Source organism: Nonomuraea sp. NPDC051191 (assembly GCF_044455665.1).
Lineage (GTDB): Bacteria > Actinomycetota > Actinomycetes > Streptosporangiales > Streptosporangiaceae > Nonomuraea.
Window position 1 is genome coordinate 1 of the sequence record NZ_JBITEZ010000039.1, and the last position, 16112, is coordinate 16112.

Annotated in this window: 13 protein-coding genes and 1 rRNA gene; 7 read left to right on the forward strand and 7 right to left on the reverse strand. The window is 71.0% G+C overall.

The genetic code is table 11. The annotated features are described in order from the left end of the window. The 3 genes from rrf to ACIA8R_RS52510 all read left to right on the forward strand — a co-directional run. A 5S ribosomal RNA gene (gene rrf, locus ACIA8R_RS52500) occupies positions 1–78 on the forward strand; the annotation flags it as partial. 205 nt (positions 79–283) lie between these two features. Beyond that, the gene (locus tag ACIA8R_RS52505) at positions 284–781 is read left to right on the forward strand and encodes an HAD domain-containing protein (protein ID WP_397045729.1); all 498 of its coding nucleotides are present in this window, start codon (positions 284–286) and stop codon (positions 779–781) included. Positions 782–1458: 677 nt separating this feature from the next. Further along, complete coding sequence (locus ACIA8R_RS52510; RefSeq protein WP_397045731.1) at positions 1459–3960, forward strand: tetratricopeptide repeat protein; 2502 nt, start codon at positions 1459–1461, stop codon at positions 3958–3960. Between the two features lie 61 nt (positions 3961–4021). Here ACIA8R_RS52510 and ACIA8R_RS52515 read toward each other — a convergent pair whose 3' ends face one another. Beyond that, a complete protein-coding gene (locus tag ACIA8R_RS52515; protein WP_397045733.1) occupies positions 4022–5491 on the reverse strand; it encodes a phosphodiester glycosidase family protein in 1470 nt (489 codons plus the stop codon). Positions 5492–5744: 253 nt separating this feature from the next. Here ACIA8R_RS52515 and trpS point away from each other — a divergent pair, with 253 nt between their 5' ends. After that, positions 5745–6707: a tryptophan--tRNA ligase gene (gene trpS, locus ACIA8R_RS52520; protein ID WP_397045735.1), complete on the forward strand. Its 963-nt coding sequence runs from the start codon at positions 5745–5747 to the stop codon at positions 6705–6707. 6 nt (positions 6708–6713) lie between these two features. On the opposite strand, the gene ACIA8R_RS52525 is transcribed toward trpS, so the two are convergent. From ACIA8R_RS52525 to ACIA8R_RS52545, 5 genes are read right to left on the reverse strand one after another with little or no spacing between them, the layout of a single operon-like run. Next, entirely contained in the window at positions 6714–7097 is a 384-nt protein-coding gene (locus tag ACIA8R_RS52525; RefSeq protein ID WP_364104579.1) for a cupin domain-containing protein, read from the reverse strand. Positions 7098–7102: 5 nt separating this feature from the next. Beyond that, positions 7103–8134 (reverse strand): P1 family peptidase, encoded by a 1032-nt coding sequence (locus ACIA8R_RS52530; RefSeq protein ID WP_397045737.1) that lies wholly within the window; start codon positions 8132–8134, stop codon positions 7103–7105. Next, entirely contained in the window at positions 8131–9747 is a 1617-nt protein-coding gene (locus ACIA8R_RS52535) for a PucR family transcriptional regulator ligand-binding domain-containing protein (RefSeq protein WP_364104583.1), read from the reverse strand. The genes ACIA8R_RS52530 and ACIA8R_RS52535 overlap by 4 nt, the downstream gene beginning before the upstream one ends. A gap of 56 nt (positions 9748–9803) precedes the next feature. Further along, entirely contained in the window at positions 9804–11432 is a 1629-nt protein-coding gene (locus ACIA8R_RS52540) for an AMP-binding protein (RefSeq protein ID WP_397045739.1), read from the reverse strand. 13 nt (positions 11433–11445) lie between these two features. Further along, the gene (locus tag ACIA8R_RS52545; protein WP_397045741.1) at positions 11446–12147 is read right to left on the reverse strand and encodes a TetR/AcrR family transcriptional regulator C-terminal domain-containing protein; all 702 of its coding nucleotides are present in this window, start codon (positions 12145–12147) and stop codon (positions 11446–11448) included. 55 nt (positions 12148–12202) lie between these two features. On the opposite strand from ACIA8R_RS52545, the gene ACIA8R_RS52550 reads away from it, so the two are divergent. Beyond that, positions 12203–13654 carry an MFS transporter gene (locus ACIA8R_RS52550; protein WP_357710721.1) on the forward strand — a complete coding sequence of 484 codons (1452 nt, stop codon included), beginning with the start codon at positions 12203–12205 and terminating at the stop codon, positions 13652–13654. Here ACIA8R_RS52550 and ACIA8R_RS52555 read toward each other — a convergent pair. Then, on the reverse strand, positions 13651–14349 hold the full coding sequence (locus ACIA8R_RS52555) for an alternative oxidase (protein ID WP_357710723.1): 699 nt from the start codon (positions 14347–14349) through the stop codon (positions 13651–13653). The two genes, ACIA8R_RS52550 and ACIA8R_RS52555, sit on opposite strands and share 4 nt — an antisense overlap. A gap of 235 nt (positions 14350–14584) precedes the next feature. On the opposite strand from ACIA8R_RS52555, the gene ACIA8R_RS52560 reads away from it, so the two are divergent. Next, positions 14585–15865 carry an aspartate aminotransferase family protein gene (locus tag ACIA8R_RS52560; RefSeq protein WP_357710726.1) on the forward strand — a complete coding sequence of 427 codons (1281 nt, stop codon included), beginning with the start codon at positions 14585–14587 and terminating at the stop codon, positions 15863–15865. After that, a partial coding sequence (locus tag ACIA8R_RS52565; RefSeq protein ID WP_397045744.1) for an aldehyde dehydrogenase family protein occupies positions 15862–16112 on the forward strand: 251 nt, incomplete at its 3' end. The genes ACIA8R_RS52560 and ACIA8R_RS52565, both read left to right, overlap by 4 nt.

Genomic DNA, 16112 nt, shown 5'->3' on the forward strand with positions numbered 1-16112 from the left:
CCGAACCCGGAAGTTAAGCTTCTCTGCGCCGATGGTACTGCACTCGGGAGGGTGTGGGAGAGTAGGTCACCGCCGGACAATCTTTTGAAAGGGCTCCGACTTAGGTCGGGGCCCTTTCTGTATGTCGGGAGCTTTTTCCAGACGCCTGTGCCGGCGACGGCGGGTACGGCCGGGGCGCTACCTCCCGAAGGTTGTGATCTTTGGTCGGGCTGCCGGTGTGGGGTGGGTGTCCTGGGGGCCGTCGTGCGCCGGCTGCCCTTCGACGCGAACAGGTGACCGCAGCATGACTGGCTATCAGGGGCGTCCCCTGCTCTTCCTTGATGTCGACGGGCCGCTGTTGCCGTTCGGTGAGGGCCTGCAGCGCCAGCCCTCGGGCAGTGGGCAGACCAACCACCTGGCGCGGCTCGACCCGCAGGTGGGGCTTCGACTGGCGGCGCTGCCGTGCGACCTGGTCTGGGCCACCACCTGGGAAGATCAGGCCAACGTCGAGATCGCACCCCGGATCGGATTGCCACGGCTACCTGTCGTGAACTGGCCCGAGCCCTCCGACGAGGACGAACGTCAGGACCAGTGGTTCGGGCTCTGCTGGAAGACCAGGACCCTGGTGGCATGGGCCAACCAGCGTCCATTCGCCTGGGTCGACGACGAGATCACCGATGCCGATCGGGACTGGGTGTCCGCACACCATCGCGGCCGAGCCCTCCTCCATCATGTTCCGTCGGCTCAGGGGCTCACCAACGACGACCTCATCGCCCTGGATCGCTGGTTACGAGCAGTCTGATCAGCCGAAGATCGTCATTGCTACCGACAGGTCACCGAACACGTCGAGTCGTACAGGGATGGGGCTCGCGTGTGGGAGTCGGTGGGGGTTTCGTTGTGTGATGGGGGGCTTGGGGGCGGGGGGAGGGATGGTTCGTGGGTGGGGTTGGGCGAGGTCAGGGGTTGCTTATGGACCTGGCAATATCGATAGGATACTTAGCGTAATCGGGTAACTCTATTAGAGTGACCGCTTCTCCCCCTTCCAGGCAGTCAGCGCGCCGTAGCCGTCGGCTGCTGGTGTGGACCTTCGCGTCGATCTCCGTCGGGTTGGTGGCCGCGGGGGTCGTGGGGTTCTTCGCTGAGCCGCTACAGCTGGAGCTGCTGGACAAGCGGGCCAGTGTCGTCAGCATGTTCGTGGGTGTGGCGGGGTTGTTCATCGCCGGTGTCGGGCTGTGGGCGCAGCTTCGGGCCGCCATGGGGTCCTCCGGTGGTGGGGAGTCGGTCGGTGCGGGTGGAAGTGCTGGGGGTCAGGAGGAGGTTGGGCGGCCCGGTGCCGGAGCCGGTTCGGGACCGGGTGCAGGCGAAGCAGGTGGGGCAGGTGAAGGTGGGGGCGGTGAGGGGGGCGGGCTCGGGCGGGTGGTGGGGGCTGCTGAGGGCGAGCGGTCGATCGTTGTAGGGCGGCAGGAGTCCGGGCTGGCCATGACCGGGGACAGGTCCACGGCGGTGACCGGTGGGCAGGTCAACGTCATCGGGGCCGTGCATCTCCCGTCGCGGCCTCAGGTGGCGACGCGGCCCGTGCAGCTGGCGCCGCGGCCGCCGCAGCTCGTCGGACGGGACGATGCCGTGGCGGAGCTGCGGGAGCGGCTGCTGAGGAGCGACGTACGGCCGGCGGTGGTGGCCGTGCACGGGCTCGGCGGCGTGGGCAAGACCAGTCTCGCGCTGGAGTACGCCTACCGGTACCAGCACGACTACGAGCTCGTCTGGCAGTTGCCGGCGGCCGAGCCGGCGGTGTTGTCGGCGGCGTTCACCCGGTTGGCGGCGCTCATGGGATTACGGGAGCTGGGCGCGAACGCGGCGGACCCGGTCGACCAGGTGCACGCCGCGCTGGCGGCGCGTACCCGGCCGTGGTTGCTGATTTTCGACAACGTGCCGGGGGCCGAGGCCGTGCAGGCCGTGCTGCCTCCGGCGGGGCCGGGGCATGTGCTGATCACGAGCCGGTCCGGGAGCTGGCCGCGGGACCAAGGGCTGGAGCTGCCGGTGCTCGATCTGGAGTCGGCGGCGCTGCTGATGCTGGCGAGTTCGGGGCAGGACGACGCCGTGGCGGCCGCCGCCGTGGTGGCGGAGCTCGGGGCGTTGCCGCTGGCGTTGGAGCAGGCGGCGGCGTACATGTCGGAGACGGGGCTGGAGCTGTCGGAGTACCTGGATCTGCTGCATCACCAGCGTGCCGAGTTGCTGGCGCAGGGGCAGGCGTGGGGGTATCGGGAGCGGGTCGCCTCCACGTGGCAGTTCGCGTTCCGGCGGCTGGCCAGGACGAGTCCGCAGGCCATCGCGCTGCTGCGGCTGCTGGCCTGCTACGCGCACGAGGCGATTCCGTACCATTTGCTGCTTTCGCCGCTGGCGCGGTGGGCGCCGCGCGAGCTGTTCCGGGGGGACATGCAGCGGCGGCTGGCGTACGGGCGGGTTGCCGGGCCGCGGACGCGTCTGCTGCGTGACGTGCATCCCAGCGTGCTGATGATGATGCGGACGCTGCCGCACGACACGCTCAGGATCAACGCGGCGCTGAGCGCGTTGCGGCGGCACAGCCTGATCGGGCCGCCCGTGGACGGGACGGTCACCGTGCACCGGCTGGTGCAGGCCGTCACGCTCGACCAGCTTCCGCTGCGGGCACAGCGCCGGTGGCGGGAGGTGGCGGCGGTGCTGATGGAAGCCGTGCTGCCGGACGATCCCGGGCAGAAGGTGCGGTGGCCGCGGTACGCCAGGTTGTTGCCGCACATCCGGACGGTGCTCGGGCCGACCTCGCCCGGCATGGACAAGACGGCCCAGTATCTGGGGGCCAGCGGCGACTACCGTACGGCGAAGGCGTTGTTCCAGGAGATCGCCGACGCGCTCGCGGCGGCGCTGGGCCCGGAGGAGCCGGCGACGCTGACCGCCCGGCACGAGCTGGCGCTCTGGACGGGCGAGGCGGGCGACCCGTCGGCGGCGCGCGACCATTACCTGGAGCTGCTTCCCGTCTACGAGCGGGTGCTCGGTCCCGAGCATCCGCACACCCTGACGACCCGGCACAACCTGGCCCAGTGGACGGGACGGGCGGGCGACCCGGTGGCCGCCCGCGACCAGTACGCGGCGCTGCTGCCCGTGCGGCAGTGGGTGTCGGGGCCGGAGCATCCGGACACCCTGACCACGCAGGCCAACCTCGCCCAGTGGACCGGGCAGGCGGGGGACGCGGCCGCCGCCCGCGACCAGTACGCGGCGCTGCTGCCCACGCGGGAGCGGGTTCAGGGGGCCGAGCATCCGTCGACGCTGATCAACCGGCACGAGCTGGCCCGTTGGACCGGTGAGCTGGGGGACGCGCTGGCCGCCCGCGACCAGTACGCGGCGTTGCTCCTGGTACGGGAGCGGGTGTCGGGGCCGCATCATCCGGACACGCTGACGGTCCGGCATGAGCTGGCGCGGTGGACGGGGGAGCTGGGGGACGCGGCGGCGGCGCGGGATCAGTACGCGGAGTTGGTCCCGGTACGGGAGCGCGTCCAGGGGCCTGAGCATCCTGACACGCTCACCGCCAGGGCCAGCCTGGCCCAGTGGACGGGGAAGGCGGGGGACGCGGCGGCGGCCCGTGACCTGTACGCGGCGCTGCTTCCGGTCCGGGAGCGCATTCTCGGGCCTGACCATCCGGACACGTTGACGATCCGGCATGAGCTGGCGCGGTGGACGGGGGAGCTGGGGGACGCGGCGGCGGCGCGGGATCAGTACGCGGAGTTGGTCCCGGTACGGGGGCGCGTCCAGGGGCCTGAGCATCCTGACACGCTCACCGCCAGGGCCAATCTGGCGTACTGGACGGGGGAGGCGGGGGATGTGGTGGGAGCTCGGGATCTGTGTGCGGCGCTGCTGCCGGTCCGGGAGCGCATCCTCGGGGCCGGCCATCCGGCCACGGTGACGACGAGGGAACAACTCGCCCACTGGACGGCCCGCACCCGACCGTGAGGGGTGTTGAGGAGGGGAGCCGGGGCGCGAGGGGGCGAGCCTGCCCCTCGCGCCCCGGCCGCTACTGGGGAAGGACGAGGAGGGCGTCGCCGACGCCGCGCTCCACGCCGTCCGATGGCCGGTTGACCAGCTTGTTCGACACGACCATCGCGGTCGAGCCGCCGCCGTCCAGGTTGACGGCCTGGACCGCGCCGAGCCAGCGCATGAACTGGGCGGCCTCGTGGAAGTTGGCGCCGATGGTCACGCCGGGCTGGCGGCCGTCGATGGTGGCCAGGATGAGGCTGCCGTTCCTGGTGACGCCGAGGAGGGTGCGCGGGTGGCGGCGCAGGATCATGTTCACGGAGTCGTGGCCGTCGCGCTTGGCGGTGATCTTCACGCGGCCGTTGCGCACGAGGCCGACGCCGCCGGCGATCACGTTCAGGTCGGGGGTCAGCTTGAGGGCCTTGCCGGTACGCAGGTCGGTGACCTTCGTGTCGATCTTGACCGCCCAGCCTTCCCAGGCGTGCTCGGCGAGCCATTCGGCGGACGTGCCCTGGCCGTGCAGCACCCGGGTGCCCTTGGCGACGGCGGCGCCGCTCGTGCGTACGGCGACCGCCTTGCCGTTGGCGTCGAGGACAATGTCGGTGCCGCCGGTCGGGGTCTTGGCGCCGTACTCCTCGGTGTAGAGCACGGCCTCGTCCGTCGCGGCGGCGCGGTTGACGCCGTTGACGACGAGCTTGTCGCCGTCTTGGGAGATCGCGGTGACGGCGGTCTTCAGCTCGGTGACGCGGACGCTGCGGCCCTGGAGCACCACGGCGGAGCGGCCCGGCACGGCCTCGCTGAGCAGGCGTCCGGCGACCACGGAGGCGCCGACGGGCTCGCCGCGCAGGTTCTTGGCGGTGTGGATGTTGAAGAAGCCGCCGTTGACGCCGACCACCGCGTTGCGCGCCTTGGCCATCGAGGAGACCGTCTCGCGCTTGGCGACGCTGGTGCCGAGGGAGGCGGCGTACGAGCCGCGGAACGTCCGGGAGTCGATCATGACGACCTTGGCGTCCCAGGGGCCGGTGGTCTTCAGGCCGTCGTCGCCGAGGTAGTCGACCTTGACCTTCAGCCCGGCTTCCTTGAGCGTCTTGGCGGTCTCGTCGGCCTTCGCCTTGTCCTTGAAGGACCACAGGCCCACGCGGACCATGTAGACGGTCTGGGAGGGCGCGTCGGCGACGCTCGGCCGGATCACCTTCTGCAGGCTCGCCGCCTCCCCGGCCGCCTCGACCTCGGTGACCTTGGCCTGGGCGGTCTCCAGAGCGCCGTAGTCGCGGCCGCTCGGCATGAGCACGGTCACCGTGTAGCCGTCGGTGGAGCTGCCGGCCTTCACGTCGTACAGGTCGATGCCCTGGGTGACGGCGGTCAGCGTCTTGGTGGCGGCGGACCGGGCGCCCAGCGGGAAGTCGGCCGACGGGAACTGCACCGCGAGCTGCGCCGCCGAGGCGGGAACTGCGGTGACGGTGATCGTGGCGGCTATGGCCAGGCCGCCGGCGAGGGTGCGTCGAGACATGAACTCTCCAGAGGGCGGAAAAGGGACCGAACCATCCTGACGAGATCAAGGTCTCGGGGTCAGCAGAACGCGCCAAACCGCTCAAGAGTTACCAGATTGACACCCAGTCCGGATAACATTGTGTTATGACCCGTATCAGCATGTGGTGGCGGCCGGCAGACGGCCGCTGATCTTCCATGCTGGGCCGTCCTGATGGCGGCCCTGCACGAGCGCGGGATCCCCTCAGGCGGCACACCTGAAGGAGAGACCCACCGTGAACGACGTCGTCCTGACCGGCGACCGGCCGACCGGACGCCTGCATCTGGGCCACTATTTCGGCACCCTCGCCAACCAGGTGGAGCTGCAGGACCAATACCGGACGTACGTGCTGATCGCCGACTACCAGGTGATCACCGACCGTGACCTGCCCGGCGAGATCCAGCGCAACATCACCGAGGTGCTGCTCGACTACCTGGCCGTCGGCCTCGACCCGGCCAAGGTCACGATCTTCCAGCACAGCGCGATCCCCGAGCTGAACCAGCTGCTGCTGCCGTTCCTGAGCCTGGTGTCGGTGGCGGAGCTGAGCCGTAACCCGACGGTGAAGGACGAGATCGCGCACAGCGCCCGGCGCGCGGTCAGCGGCCTGCTGTTCACCTATCCGGTGCACCAGGCCGCCGACATCCTGTTCTGCAAGGGCACGCTGGTGCCCGTGGGCCGCGACCAGCTCCCGCACGTGGAGGTGGCCCGGCTGGTCGCGCGGCGCTTCAACGAACGGTACGGCGAGGTCTTCCCGCTGCCCGAGGCCATGCTGGGCGAGCGTCCGCTGCTCATGGGCCTGGACGGCGGCAAGATGAGCAAGAGCCGCGGCAACGCCATCGCCCTGGCGGCCACCGAGGACGAGACCGCCGCCCTCATCCGCAAGGCCCGCACCGACTCCGAACGCCTGATCACCTTCGACGAGCTGCACCGGCCCGGGGTCGCGAACCTGCTCACGCTGGCCGGGCTCTGCCTCGGGCGTCCGCCTCAGGAGATTGCCGAGGAGATCGGCGACGGCGGGGCCGCCGAGCTCAAAGCGCTGACGACCGAGGCGGTCAACGAGTTCCTGCGTCCGATCAGGCGGCGGCGGCGCGAGCACACCGAGGCCGACGTCAGGCAGGTGCTGGCGCGGGGCAACGAGCGGGCCCGGGAGCGGGCGGTCCGCACGCTGGAGGAGGTCCGTACGGCGATGGGGTTCTAGCCGGTTCTAGCCGGACTGCCGGGACTGGTAGACCTTGCGCAGGGTCTCGTGCACGATCCACGTCGTCCGGGCGCCCTCGGCCAGCAGACACACGTCGCCCGGCCCGACCTCGATGGTGGTGCCGCCCTCGACGGCGATGGTGGCGCGGCCGGACAGCACGACGAAGATCTCGTCGGTCTCGACGTCGGTGACGACGCCGGGGGTGATCTCCCAGATGCCCCGGCCGTCGCCCAGCTCCAGCGACGAGGTGGCGGGGTCGCCCGCGACGATCTGCTCGGGGGCGAGCTCGTCGGGGGTCAGCCGCACGTCGTGCACGGGCACGGCGAACGCGCCGGCGGTCGCGATCATGCGGCCGAGGTCTTCGAGGTCGGGCATCAGGACGTCAGACATGTTGCTCATTTCACCAGGTCGGCCAGGCGGGCGCCGTCGAGTGCGTAGGCGGTGAAGCCGTTCGCGCCGGTCATCGTGTCGGCGGCGACCATCGCGTTGACGATGGCCTCCTCCGTGGCCTCGATCGCGGCGTGGAAGAGCGGGTCGAGGAGGGCGTCGGCCAGCACCCGCACCTCGAACACGCCCGAGCCGCCGTCGTCGAGGGCGTTGGAGGGCAGGTCGCGGTTGCCGGTGGCGAAGCAGACGAAGCCGTCGCCGCTGGAGCTCTCGCCGGCGCCGCCCGTCCTGGCCACGCCGAGCCCGGCCCGCTGGGCGAGCTTGCGGCACTGGTGGGGGAGGAGCGGCGCGTCGGTGGCGACCACGGCGATGATCGACCCCGCGCCCTCGCGCATGCCGGGGCGGGGCACGTCGTCCATGACGATCGGGCGGCCGTTGACGGTGAGCCGGTCGCGGCGGCCGTGGTTGGCCTGCACGAGCACGCCGACCGTGTAGTCGCCGGTCACGCGGGACGCGGTGCCGATGCCGCCCTTGAAGCCGTGGCAGATCATGCCGGTGCCGCCGCCGACCGAGCCCTCGGGCACCGGGCCGGCCGAGGCGCCGTGGTAGGCCCGCTCGACGTGCTCCTGGCGGACGTGCCGGGCGTCGATGTCGTTGAGCCGGCCGTCCCAGGTCTCGGCGACCACCGGCAGCGACCACGCGCCCGCGCCCCGGCCGCCGACCTCCAGGGAGACCAGCGCGTCGCGCACCACGCCGACGGAGAAGGTGTTGGTCAGCCCGATCGGCGAGTGCAACAGGCCGAAGTCGTCGAGGTAGGGCAGGCCGGTCATCTCGCCGTTGCCGTTGAGCCAGTGGTAGCCGGCGTAGACGGGTGAGTCGTAGGCCGAGCCCGGGCCGGGGCGGACGACGGTGACCCCCGTACGGGCGGTGCCCTCGGTCAGCGTGGTGTGGCCGACGAGGACGCCGGGCACGTCGGTGATCGCGTTCAGCGGACCGGGGACGCCGGTGCCGACGACGATGTCGTGATCACGAGCTCTCAACGGTTCTCCCTGCGGAAGGACTCCAGCGCCAGCAGTGCGACGTGCAGTGACAGGCATGACTCGACGTCGTCGAGGTCGGTGTCGAGGATGCGTTCGAGGCGGCGCAGGCGGTCGTAGAAGGCCGGCCTGGACAGGTGGGCCTTCTGCGCGGCCACGGCCTTGTTGCGGCCGGCGTCGAGGTAGGTGCGCAGGATCCGGGTGAGGTCGCCGCCGCGCTGGGCGTCGTGCGCGAGCAGCGGGCCCAGCTCGCGTTCGGCGAACGTCTGCAGCCGGGCGTCGTCGCGCAGCAGGTGGAGCAGGCCGCGCAGGCGCAGGTCGGGCAGGCGGTAGAAGGCGCGGCCGTCGGGCTGGCGCACGGCCACGTCCGCGACCTGCTCGGCTTCGAGGAAGCTGCGCCGTACGTCGCGGATGGACTCCACCACCGACCCCGCGGCCAGCACGAACGCCGAGCCGGGCCGCCACAGCACGCGCAGCCGCTCGGCGAGCGCGGTCAGCGCGGGCTCGGCGCCGGTGCGCGGCGGGAGCGGCAGCAGGACACCGACCCGCTCCTGGTCGAGCGCGCCCACCAGGGCCGGCAGGCGGGCGTCGCGGCAGGCGGCGGCGGTGGCCTCGGCCAGCTCGCCGAGCTGCGCCTGGCCGTCGAGCGCCTGGTCGGCGGGTTCGGTCGGCCTGATGACGACGCTGACCAGCTTGCGGCCGGTCAGCGGCACGCCGACCGCGCGGGCGCGGGCGGCGGCCTCGTCGGGGTCGGCGTAGGCGTGGGTCAGGATGCCGGTGATGATCGTGCCGTGGGCCTGGCGTTCCAGGGACTCCTGGTGGCGTTCGAGCAGGCGGCCGAGGGCGAGCGTGGTGGCAGCGCGTTCGGCGAGCACCATCTCGCGGGGCGTCGGCGGCGTCTCGCAGATGAGGATCAGCCGCCCCCAGTCCTGGCCGCGGGCGCCGACGGTGGTGATCAGCCAGCCGGAGGCGGGGTCGTACGCCGTGCGCCCGGCCGGGGCCACCCCCCGCGACCTGCTCTCCCACCCGGCCAGCAGCGTGCCGGCGTCGCGGCCCGCGGACTCGCAGGCCAGCACCTGGTGGGCGAGGTTCTCCAGCAGTACCGGTCGGCCGGACAGCCGGGCGACCTGGGTCAGCACCTCGGCGGGCGAGGCGCCCTCGACCGACAGCTCGGTGAACACCTCGTGCAGCTGCTCGGAGGCGCGCAGCTCCTCAAGCTGGATGTCGATGATCCGGGCGTGCACGGACTCGGTGATCTGCACGAACGGCGTCTCGCGGGCCAGCACGATGACCGGCAGCCCGTGCTCCTCGGCCGACTTGACCACTGCCCCCGGCAGCTCGCGCAGGAACCTGCGGCCCAGCTCCACGATCAGCCCGGAGGCCCCGACGGAGGCGAGCTCGCCGATGTAGTCGGCGAGCTTCTCCGGGTCGTCGGGGAGCGCGACGCCCGTGGTGAGCACCAGCTCGCCGCCGCGCAGCAGATGGGCGATGTCGACGATCTCACCGACGTGCACCCACCGCACCCTGGTGTCGAGCCGGTCGGCGCCCGCGACCACGCGCGGGCTGCCCCGGCGCACGGTCTCAAGAGCGAGGACGTCGGCGATGGTGGGGAGCACGGGGCGAGCCTAGCCGATCAACCTGTAAGAACGGTCATACAGCCATATACACACTGTCACAGATTGAACTCCTCCTCGCGGTACTCACCTTGGGGTTCGCGCACCCGGAGCTCCACCCGCCGGATCTTCCCCGAGATCGTCTTCGGCAGGTCGGCGAACTCCAGCCGGCGCACCCGCTTGTACGGCGCCAGCTCCCGCCGGCAGTGCTCGAAGATCGACCGCGCGGTCTCGGTGCCGGGCTCGAACCCGGGCGCCAGCATCACGTACGCCTTCGGCACGGCCAGGCGCACCGGGTCGGGGGCGGGCACGACGGCCGCCTCGGCCACGGCCGGGTGCTCCAGCAGCACGCTCTCCAGCTCGAACGGCGAGATGCGGTAGTCGGAGGCCTTGAAGACGTCGTCGGTCCTGCCGACGTAGGTGATGTAGCCGTCCTGGTCGCGGGTGGCGACGTCGCCGGTGTGGTAGTAGCCGTCGCGCATGGCCTCGGCGGAGCCGCCGACGTACCCGGCCATCAGGCCCAGGGGGCGGGGGTCGAGCGGCAGGCAGATCTCCCCGTCGTCGCCGGGCTCGCCGGAGACGGGGTCGATGAGCACGATGTCGTAGCCGGGCAGTGGGCGTCCCATCGATCCGGGTTTGACCGGCTCGTCGGGTACGTTGCCGATCTGGGCGGTGGTCTCGGTCTGGCCGTAGCCGTCGCGGATGGTGATGCCCCACGCCTTGGCGACCTGGTCGATGATCTCGGGGTTGAGCGGCTCGCCCGCGGCCACGGCGGTGCGCAACGGCAGCTTCCAGGCCGCCAGGTCCTCCTGGATGAGCATCCGCCACACGGTCGGCGGCGCGCAGAACGTGGTGACCCGCTCGTCGCGCAGCACCTCCAGCAGGGCGCGGGCGGCGAAGCGCTCGTAGTTGTGGATGAGCACGGTCGCCCCGGCGTTCCAGGGGGCGAACACGTTGCTCCAGGCGTGCTTGGCCCAGCCGGGGGAGGAGACGTTGAGGTGCACGTCGCCGGGGCGCAGGCCGATCCAGAACATGGTGGACAGATGACCGGCCGGGTAGGAGGCGTGGGTGTGCTCGACCAGCTTGGGGCGGGAGGTCGTGCCGGAGGTGAAGTAGAGCAGCAGGGAGTCGCCGGCCCTGGTGGGGGCGTCGGGGGTGAAGCGCTCGCCGGCCTCGTACGCCTCGTGGTACGGCAGCCACCCGTACGCGTCGCCGACCGCGATCTTCGTGAACTCGCCGGCCCCGAACTTGCCCGCGTCGGCGGCGTTGGCGATCACGTGGGCGACCTGGCCGCGTTCGAGGCGTTCGCCGATGTCCTTGGCCGTCAGCAGGGTCGTGGCGGGGATGATCACCGCGCCGAGCTTCATGGCGGCCAGCATGGACTCCCACAGCTCGGTCTGGTTGCCCAGCATGAGCAGGACGCGGTCGCCCCGGCGCACGCCCTGCTCGCGCAGCCAGTTGGCGACCTGGTTGGAGCGGGCCGACAACTCGGCGAAGGTGTGGGAGACCCGGCCGCCGGGGTTCACGATGGTCAGGGCGGCGGCCTGCGGCGTCTCGGTGGCCAGCACCCCGTCGAACCAGTCGAGCGCCCAGTTGAACTGCTCGGCCTCCGGCCAGCGGAAGTCACGCCGGGCCGTGGGGTAGTCGGCGCTCAGGAGAAGATCGCGGGCCGCGCGGAAATCGCTCATGCCCCGGATCCTGCTACGTCGCCAGCCGCCGCTCAAGGCCGTCGAGCACCGACACGAGCCCGAAGTCGAACGCCGTGGCCCGAAGGACCTGCGGATCCTGGTACGCCCCCATGGCCAGGCTCTCCAGCATGTCGGGGAAGTCGGCCGCGGCCTTGGCGACCATGCCGCGCATCTCGTCGGCGTCGTAGTCGGAGTCTTTCGCGGTGGCGTCCCAGGCGATCTCGGGCAGGGTCATGCCGTAGACGAAGGCGGTGACGGCGGCCACGGCGTAGTCGATGTCGAGGCCGTGGAACCCGGCCGTCCTGAAGATCTTGCGCATCCGGTCGGAGGCGGACAGGGCGTGCGGGCCGAGCGCGGGCACCCGGCCGAGGAGGTCGGCCGACCACGGGTGCCGCAGCATGACCGCGCGCATGCCGTAGGCCATGGCCGAGGCGGCGTCGCGCCAGCCCACCTCCTCGGCGTCGGGGACGGTCATCTCGGCCCAGACCTGGTCGTAGGCGAGTTCGAGCAGTTCGTCCTTGTTGGCGACGTACCAGTAGAGGCTGGTGGCGCCGGCGCTCAGCCTCGCGCCGAGCTTGCGCATGCTCAGCCCGGCCATGCCCTCCTCGTCGAGCAGCTCAAGGGCGGCTCTGACGATCTCCTCGCGGCTGCGGCCGGGGGCGGCGGTCTTGCGCGGCTCGCGGAACCAGACGGAGGTGAACTGCTTGCCGGTCATCCCCCAAGGATAAATGCTCTCGCACAGTGTGCGAGAGTTGTCGTACGCTGTGCGAGTGACCTCGAACACTGTACGAGACCCGCGCCGCTGGTGGGTCCTTGTCGTACTCTGCCTTTCGCTGCTGGTGCTCACGGTGGACGGAACCGTGCTGAACCTGGCGATCCCGTCCCTGATCGAGGAGCTGGGCGCGACGCCGTCCGACATCCAGTGGATCCTCGACGCCTACGTGCTGGTCTTCGCCGGCCTGCTGCTGACCGCCGGAAGCCTGTCCGACCGGTACGGCCGCCGCCGCTTCCTCGTCATCGGCCTGGCCTTCTTCGGCGGCGCGTCGCTGCTGGCCGTGCTGGCCGCCGAGCCCTGGCAGGTGATCGGCGCACGGGCCCTGATGGGGGTCGGCGGCTCGATCCTGATGCCCTCGACGCTCTCCATCCTCATGACCGTCTTCGAGGAGGACGAGCGGCGCAAGGCCATGGCCATCTGGGGAAGCGTGGCGATGCTCGGCGTGATCGCCGGCCCGACCCTGGGCGGCTTCCTGCTGGAGCACTACTGGTGGGGCTCGGTCTTCCTGCTCAACATCCCGATCGCGGTGCTGGCCATCGTGGCCGCCTTCGTGCTGATGCCCGAGACCCGCAGCGCCGGGCGGCGGATCGACCCGGTGGGCGTGGTGCTCTCGATCGTGGGCCTGACCTCGGCCGTGTACGTGATCATCGAACGCGAGTGGAACCTGCCCGTCATCGCGGTGGCGGTCGTCACGCTGACCGCGTTCGTCATCTGGGAGCGGCGGGCCGAGCACCCGATGTTGCCGCTGCAGCTGTTCAGGAACCGCAACTTCAGCGGCGCGTCCTTCTCGATCCTGCTGATGTCGTTCGGCGCGGGCGCCGTGATGCTGATGCTCACCCAGTACCTGCAGTTCGTGCTGGGCTACGGCGAGCTCCAGGCCGGTCTGGCCATGCTGCCCCAGGCGGCGGCGGCCGTCGTCTTCAACGGCGTCGGCGCGGCGCTGGGCAAGAAGGTGTCCAACCGGGTGCTGATCTCCGCCGGGCTGCTGATCATGGCGGTGGGGTTCGTCGTGATGGCGCTCACCACCGGCTACCTGCCGCTGATGGGCGGGCTGGTGCTGATGGGCGCGGGAGCCGGCCTGGCCGGTCCGTCCGCGTACGCCTCGCTGATGGGGGCGATCCCCCTGGAGCACGCCGGCGTCGGGTCCGCGCTCAACGACACCGTGCAGCAGGTGGGCCTGGCCATGAGCATCGCCGTGCTCGGCAGCGTGCTGGCCGGCGTCTACACCTCGGAGATGCCGCTCGACGCGCCCGCGGCGGCCCGCGAGTCGATCGGGGTCGCCGAGCAGATCGGGCTCGGCGAGGTGGCCGACCGGGCCTTCACCGTGGCCGTGCACCTCGGGTCGTGGGTCGGGGCCGGGTTCAGCCTCGCCGCCGCGCTGCTCGCGCTGGTCGTGCTGCGCCCGGCCGCCCCCGTCGCGGCCGCTTCCGAGCTCGCCGAGGTCTAGCGGACGCGGGGCTCACGCATGCTCTCCAGGCTGTCGAGCTTGTGCGTGCGCTCGTCGTGGCCGATCTGCCGGAGCAGGTCGGCCACCGAGCGGTAGCGGCCGTACTCGTCGGCGTACGTGCCGGGGTCGGGCACGAAGTCCAGGTCCGGGTTCTCGGCCACGAACGTCATGTACTCGTGCTCGGCGTGGTCCTCGAACTCGGCGTTGAGCCGGTAGCTCCAGTCCGGCCGGACCACGAACAGCACCCAGGACACGTGGTAGTAGAAGAAGGCGATCAGCCACGGCGCCGCCTTGTGCAGCAGCCAGTTCTGGCGCTGCCCGGCGCGCTGCACCAGGTCCTGCATGATCAGCAGGTGCCACTGCTCGTTGTCCTGGTCGGCGCGGGCCTCCACGATGCGCTCGAAGACCCTCCTGGCCAGGGCCGAGCGCCCGGCGTGCCGGTGGACGGCCCAGTAGCCCATCCGCTCCCACGCCTGGTACGGCACCCGCGCGATGATCTCCAGCATGGCGAACTTCGTGTACGAGCCCTTCCTGCCGTACATCAGGTCCACGGGCTTGAACATCATCCGCGCCAGCAGGCTGTAGTCCATGCGCGGGGTGTCGAGGGTGTCCTGCTGGGCGCGGCGGAGCTGGTCGCGGTCGAGCTTGGGCGGCCCGGCGGGCGCCTCCGGGCGAAGGTCGATGGTGACGGTCATCTCGGTCTCCTCGGTTCGTCGATGATCCGATGGTGGCCGAGCGGGCCCCGCCGGGTCGTCGCCCGCGAGTGGTCAATCGCGATGCCTCTGGCGGCGTACCGGGGGGCCGGCGCGTACGCCTCCAGGCGCACGGGTGATCCCCTAGGGGGAGGACTTACATCTTGTAAGGTGATGTGGCCCCCCGCCGACAGCCTGCCGCTGTGAGGAAGCACGGGAGAACGGGATACTCAGTACCATGTCGGAGCTACTCGCGCGCCACCGGGCAGTGATGCCGAACTGGCTGGCCCTCAACTACAACGAGCCCATCGAGATCGTCAGCGGCAAGGGCAACCGCGTCATCGACGCCGATGGCAAGAGCTACCTTGACTTCTTCGCCGGGATCCTGACCAACATGATCGGGTACGACGTGCCCGAGGTGCGCGACGCCGTCGAGCGTCAGCTCGCCACCGGCGTGGTCCACACCAGCACCGTCTACCTGCTGCGCGGCCAGGTCGAGCTCGCCGAGAAGATCGCCAGGCTCTCCGGCATCCCCGACGCCAAGGTGTTCTTCACCAACTCCGGGACCGAGGCCAACGAGACCGCCCTCCTCCTCGCGACGTACGCCCGCAAGACCGACCAGGTGCTCGCCATGCGGCAGAGCTACCACGGGCGCAGCTTCGGCGCGGTCAGCGTCACCTCCAACCGGGCGTGGAAGAACAACTCGCTCTCCCCGCTCAACGTGCACTTCCTGCACGGCGCCGACCGGCACCTCACCCAGTTCAAGGGCCTGTCCGACGCCGACTACATCAAGGCGTGCGTGGACGACCTGCGCCACGTGCTGGCCACCTCGGTCTCCAACGACGTGGCGGCGCTGATCGCCGAGCCGATCCAGGGCGTGGGCGGCTTCACCATGGCCCCCGACGGCCTGTTCGCCGCCTACAAGGAGGTCCTGGACGAGCAGGGCATCTACCTCATCTCCGACGAGGTGCAGACCGGCTGGGGCCGTACGGGCAGCGCGTTCTTCGGCATCCAGAACCACGGCGTGACCCCCGACATGATCACGTTCGCCAAGGGGCTGGGCAACGGCTTCGCGGTCGGCGGCATCGTGGCCCGCGGCGACCTGATGGACGGGCCGCACGCCGTGGGCCTGTCCACGTTCGGCGGCAACCCCATCTCCATGGCCGCCGCCAACGCCACCCTCGACTACGTCCTCGACCACGACCTCCAGGCCAACGCGGCGCGGACCGGCGACATCATCATCGGCGGCCTCAAGGAGGCGGCCGCGCGCCTGCCGATCGTCAAGGACGTGCGCGGCAAGGGCCTGATGTTCGCCGTCGAGCTGGAGAGCCCCGCCCAGGCCGTCCGCTTCATGGAGGAGACCAAGAAGGCGGGCCTGCTGGCGGGCAAGGGCGGCCTGTACGGCACCGCCATCCGCATGGCCCCGCCCCTCACCCTCACGGTGGACGAGGCCACCGAGGGCCTGGGGATCATCGTCAACGCACTCGAAGTCATCAACGCAGAGGCAGCAGCTCAGTGAAGTCGGTCAAGCATTGGATCAACGGCGCCCTGACGGACGGCGGTGGCCGGACGGCGGAGGTCTTCAACCCGGCGACCGGTGAGGTCAGCGGTCATGTCGCGCTGGCCTCGGCCGCCGAGGTGGACGCGGCGGTCGCGGCGGCGGTGGCGGCCTTCCCGGCGTGGCGGGACGCCTCGCTGGTCAAGCGGGCGCAGGTGCTGTTCCGGTTCCGTGAGCTGATGGACGCCCATCGTGACGAGCTGGCCGC

Coding starts and splice junctions, on each gene's coding strand:
- ACIA8R_RS52510 (WP_397045731.1), top strand. CDS start 1,459: ATGACCGGGGACAGGTCCACGGCGGTGACCGGTGGGCAGGTCAACGTC.
- ACIA8R_RS52540 (WP_397045739.1), bottom strand. CDS start 11,432: ATGAGCGATTTCCGCGCGGCCCGCGATCTTCTCCTGAGCGCCGACTAC.
- ACIA8R_RS52560 (WP_357710726.1), top strand. CDS start 14,585: ATGTCGGAGCTACTCGCGCGCCACCGGGCAGTGATGCCGAACTGGCTG.
- ACIA8R_RS52525 (WP_364104579.1), bottom strand. CDS start 7,097: ATGTCTGACGTCCTGATGCCCGACCTCGAAGACCTCGGCCGCATGATC.
- ACIA8R_RS52555 (WP_357710723.1), bottom strand. CDS start 14,349: ATGACCGTCACCATCGACCTTCGCCCGGAGGCGCCCGCCGGGCCGCCC.
- ACIA8R_RS52515 (WP_397045733.1), bottom strand. CDS start 5,491: ATGTCTCGACGCACCCTCGCCGGCGGCCTGGCCATAGCCGCCACGATC.
- ACIA8R_RS52505 (WP_397045729.1), top strand. CDS start 284: ATGACTGGCTATCAGGGGCGTCCCCTGCTCTTCCTTGATGTCGACGGG.
- ACIA8R_RS52545 (WP_397045741.1), bottom strand. CDS start 12,147: ATGACCGGCAAGCAGTTCACCTCCGTCTGGTTCCGCGAGCCGCGCAAG.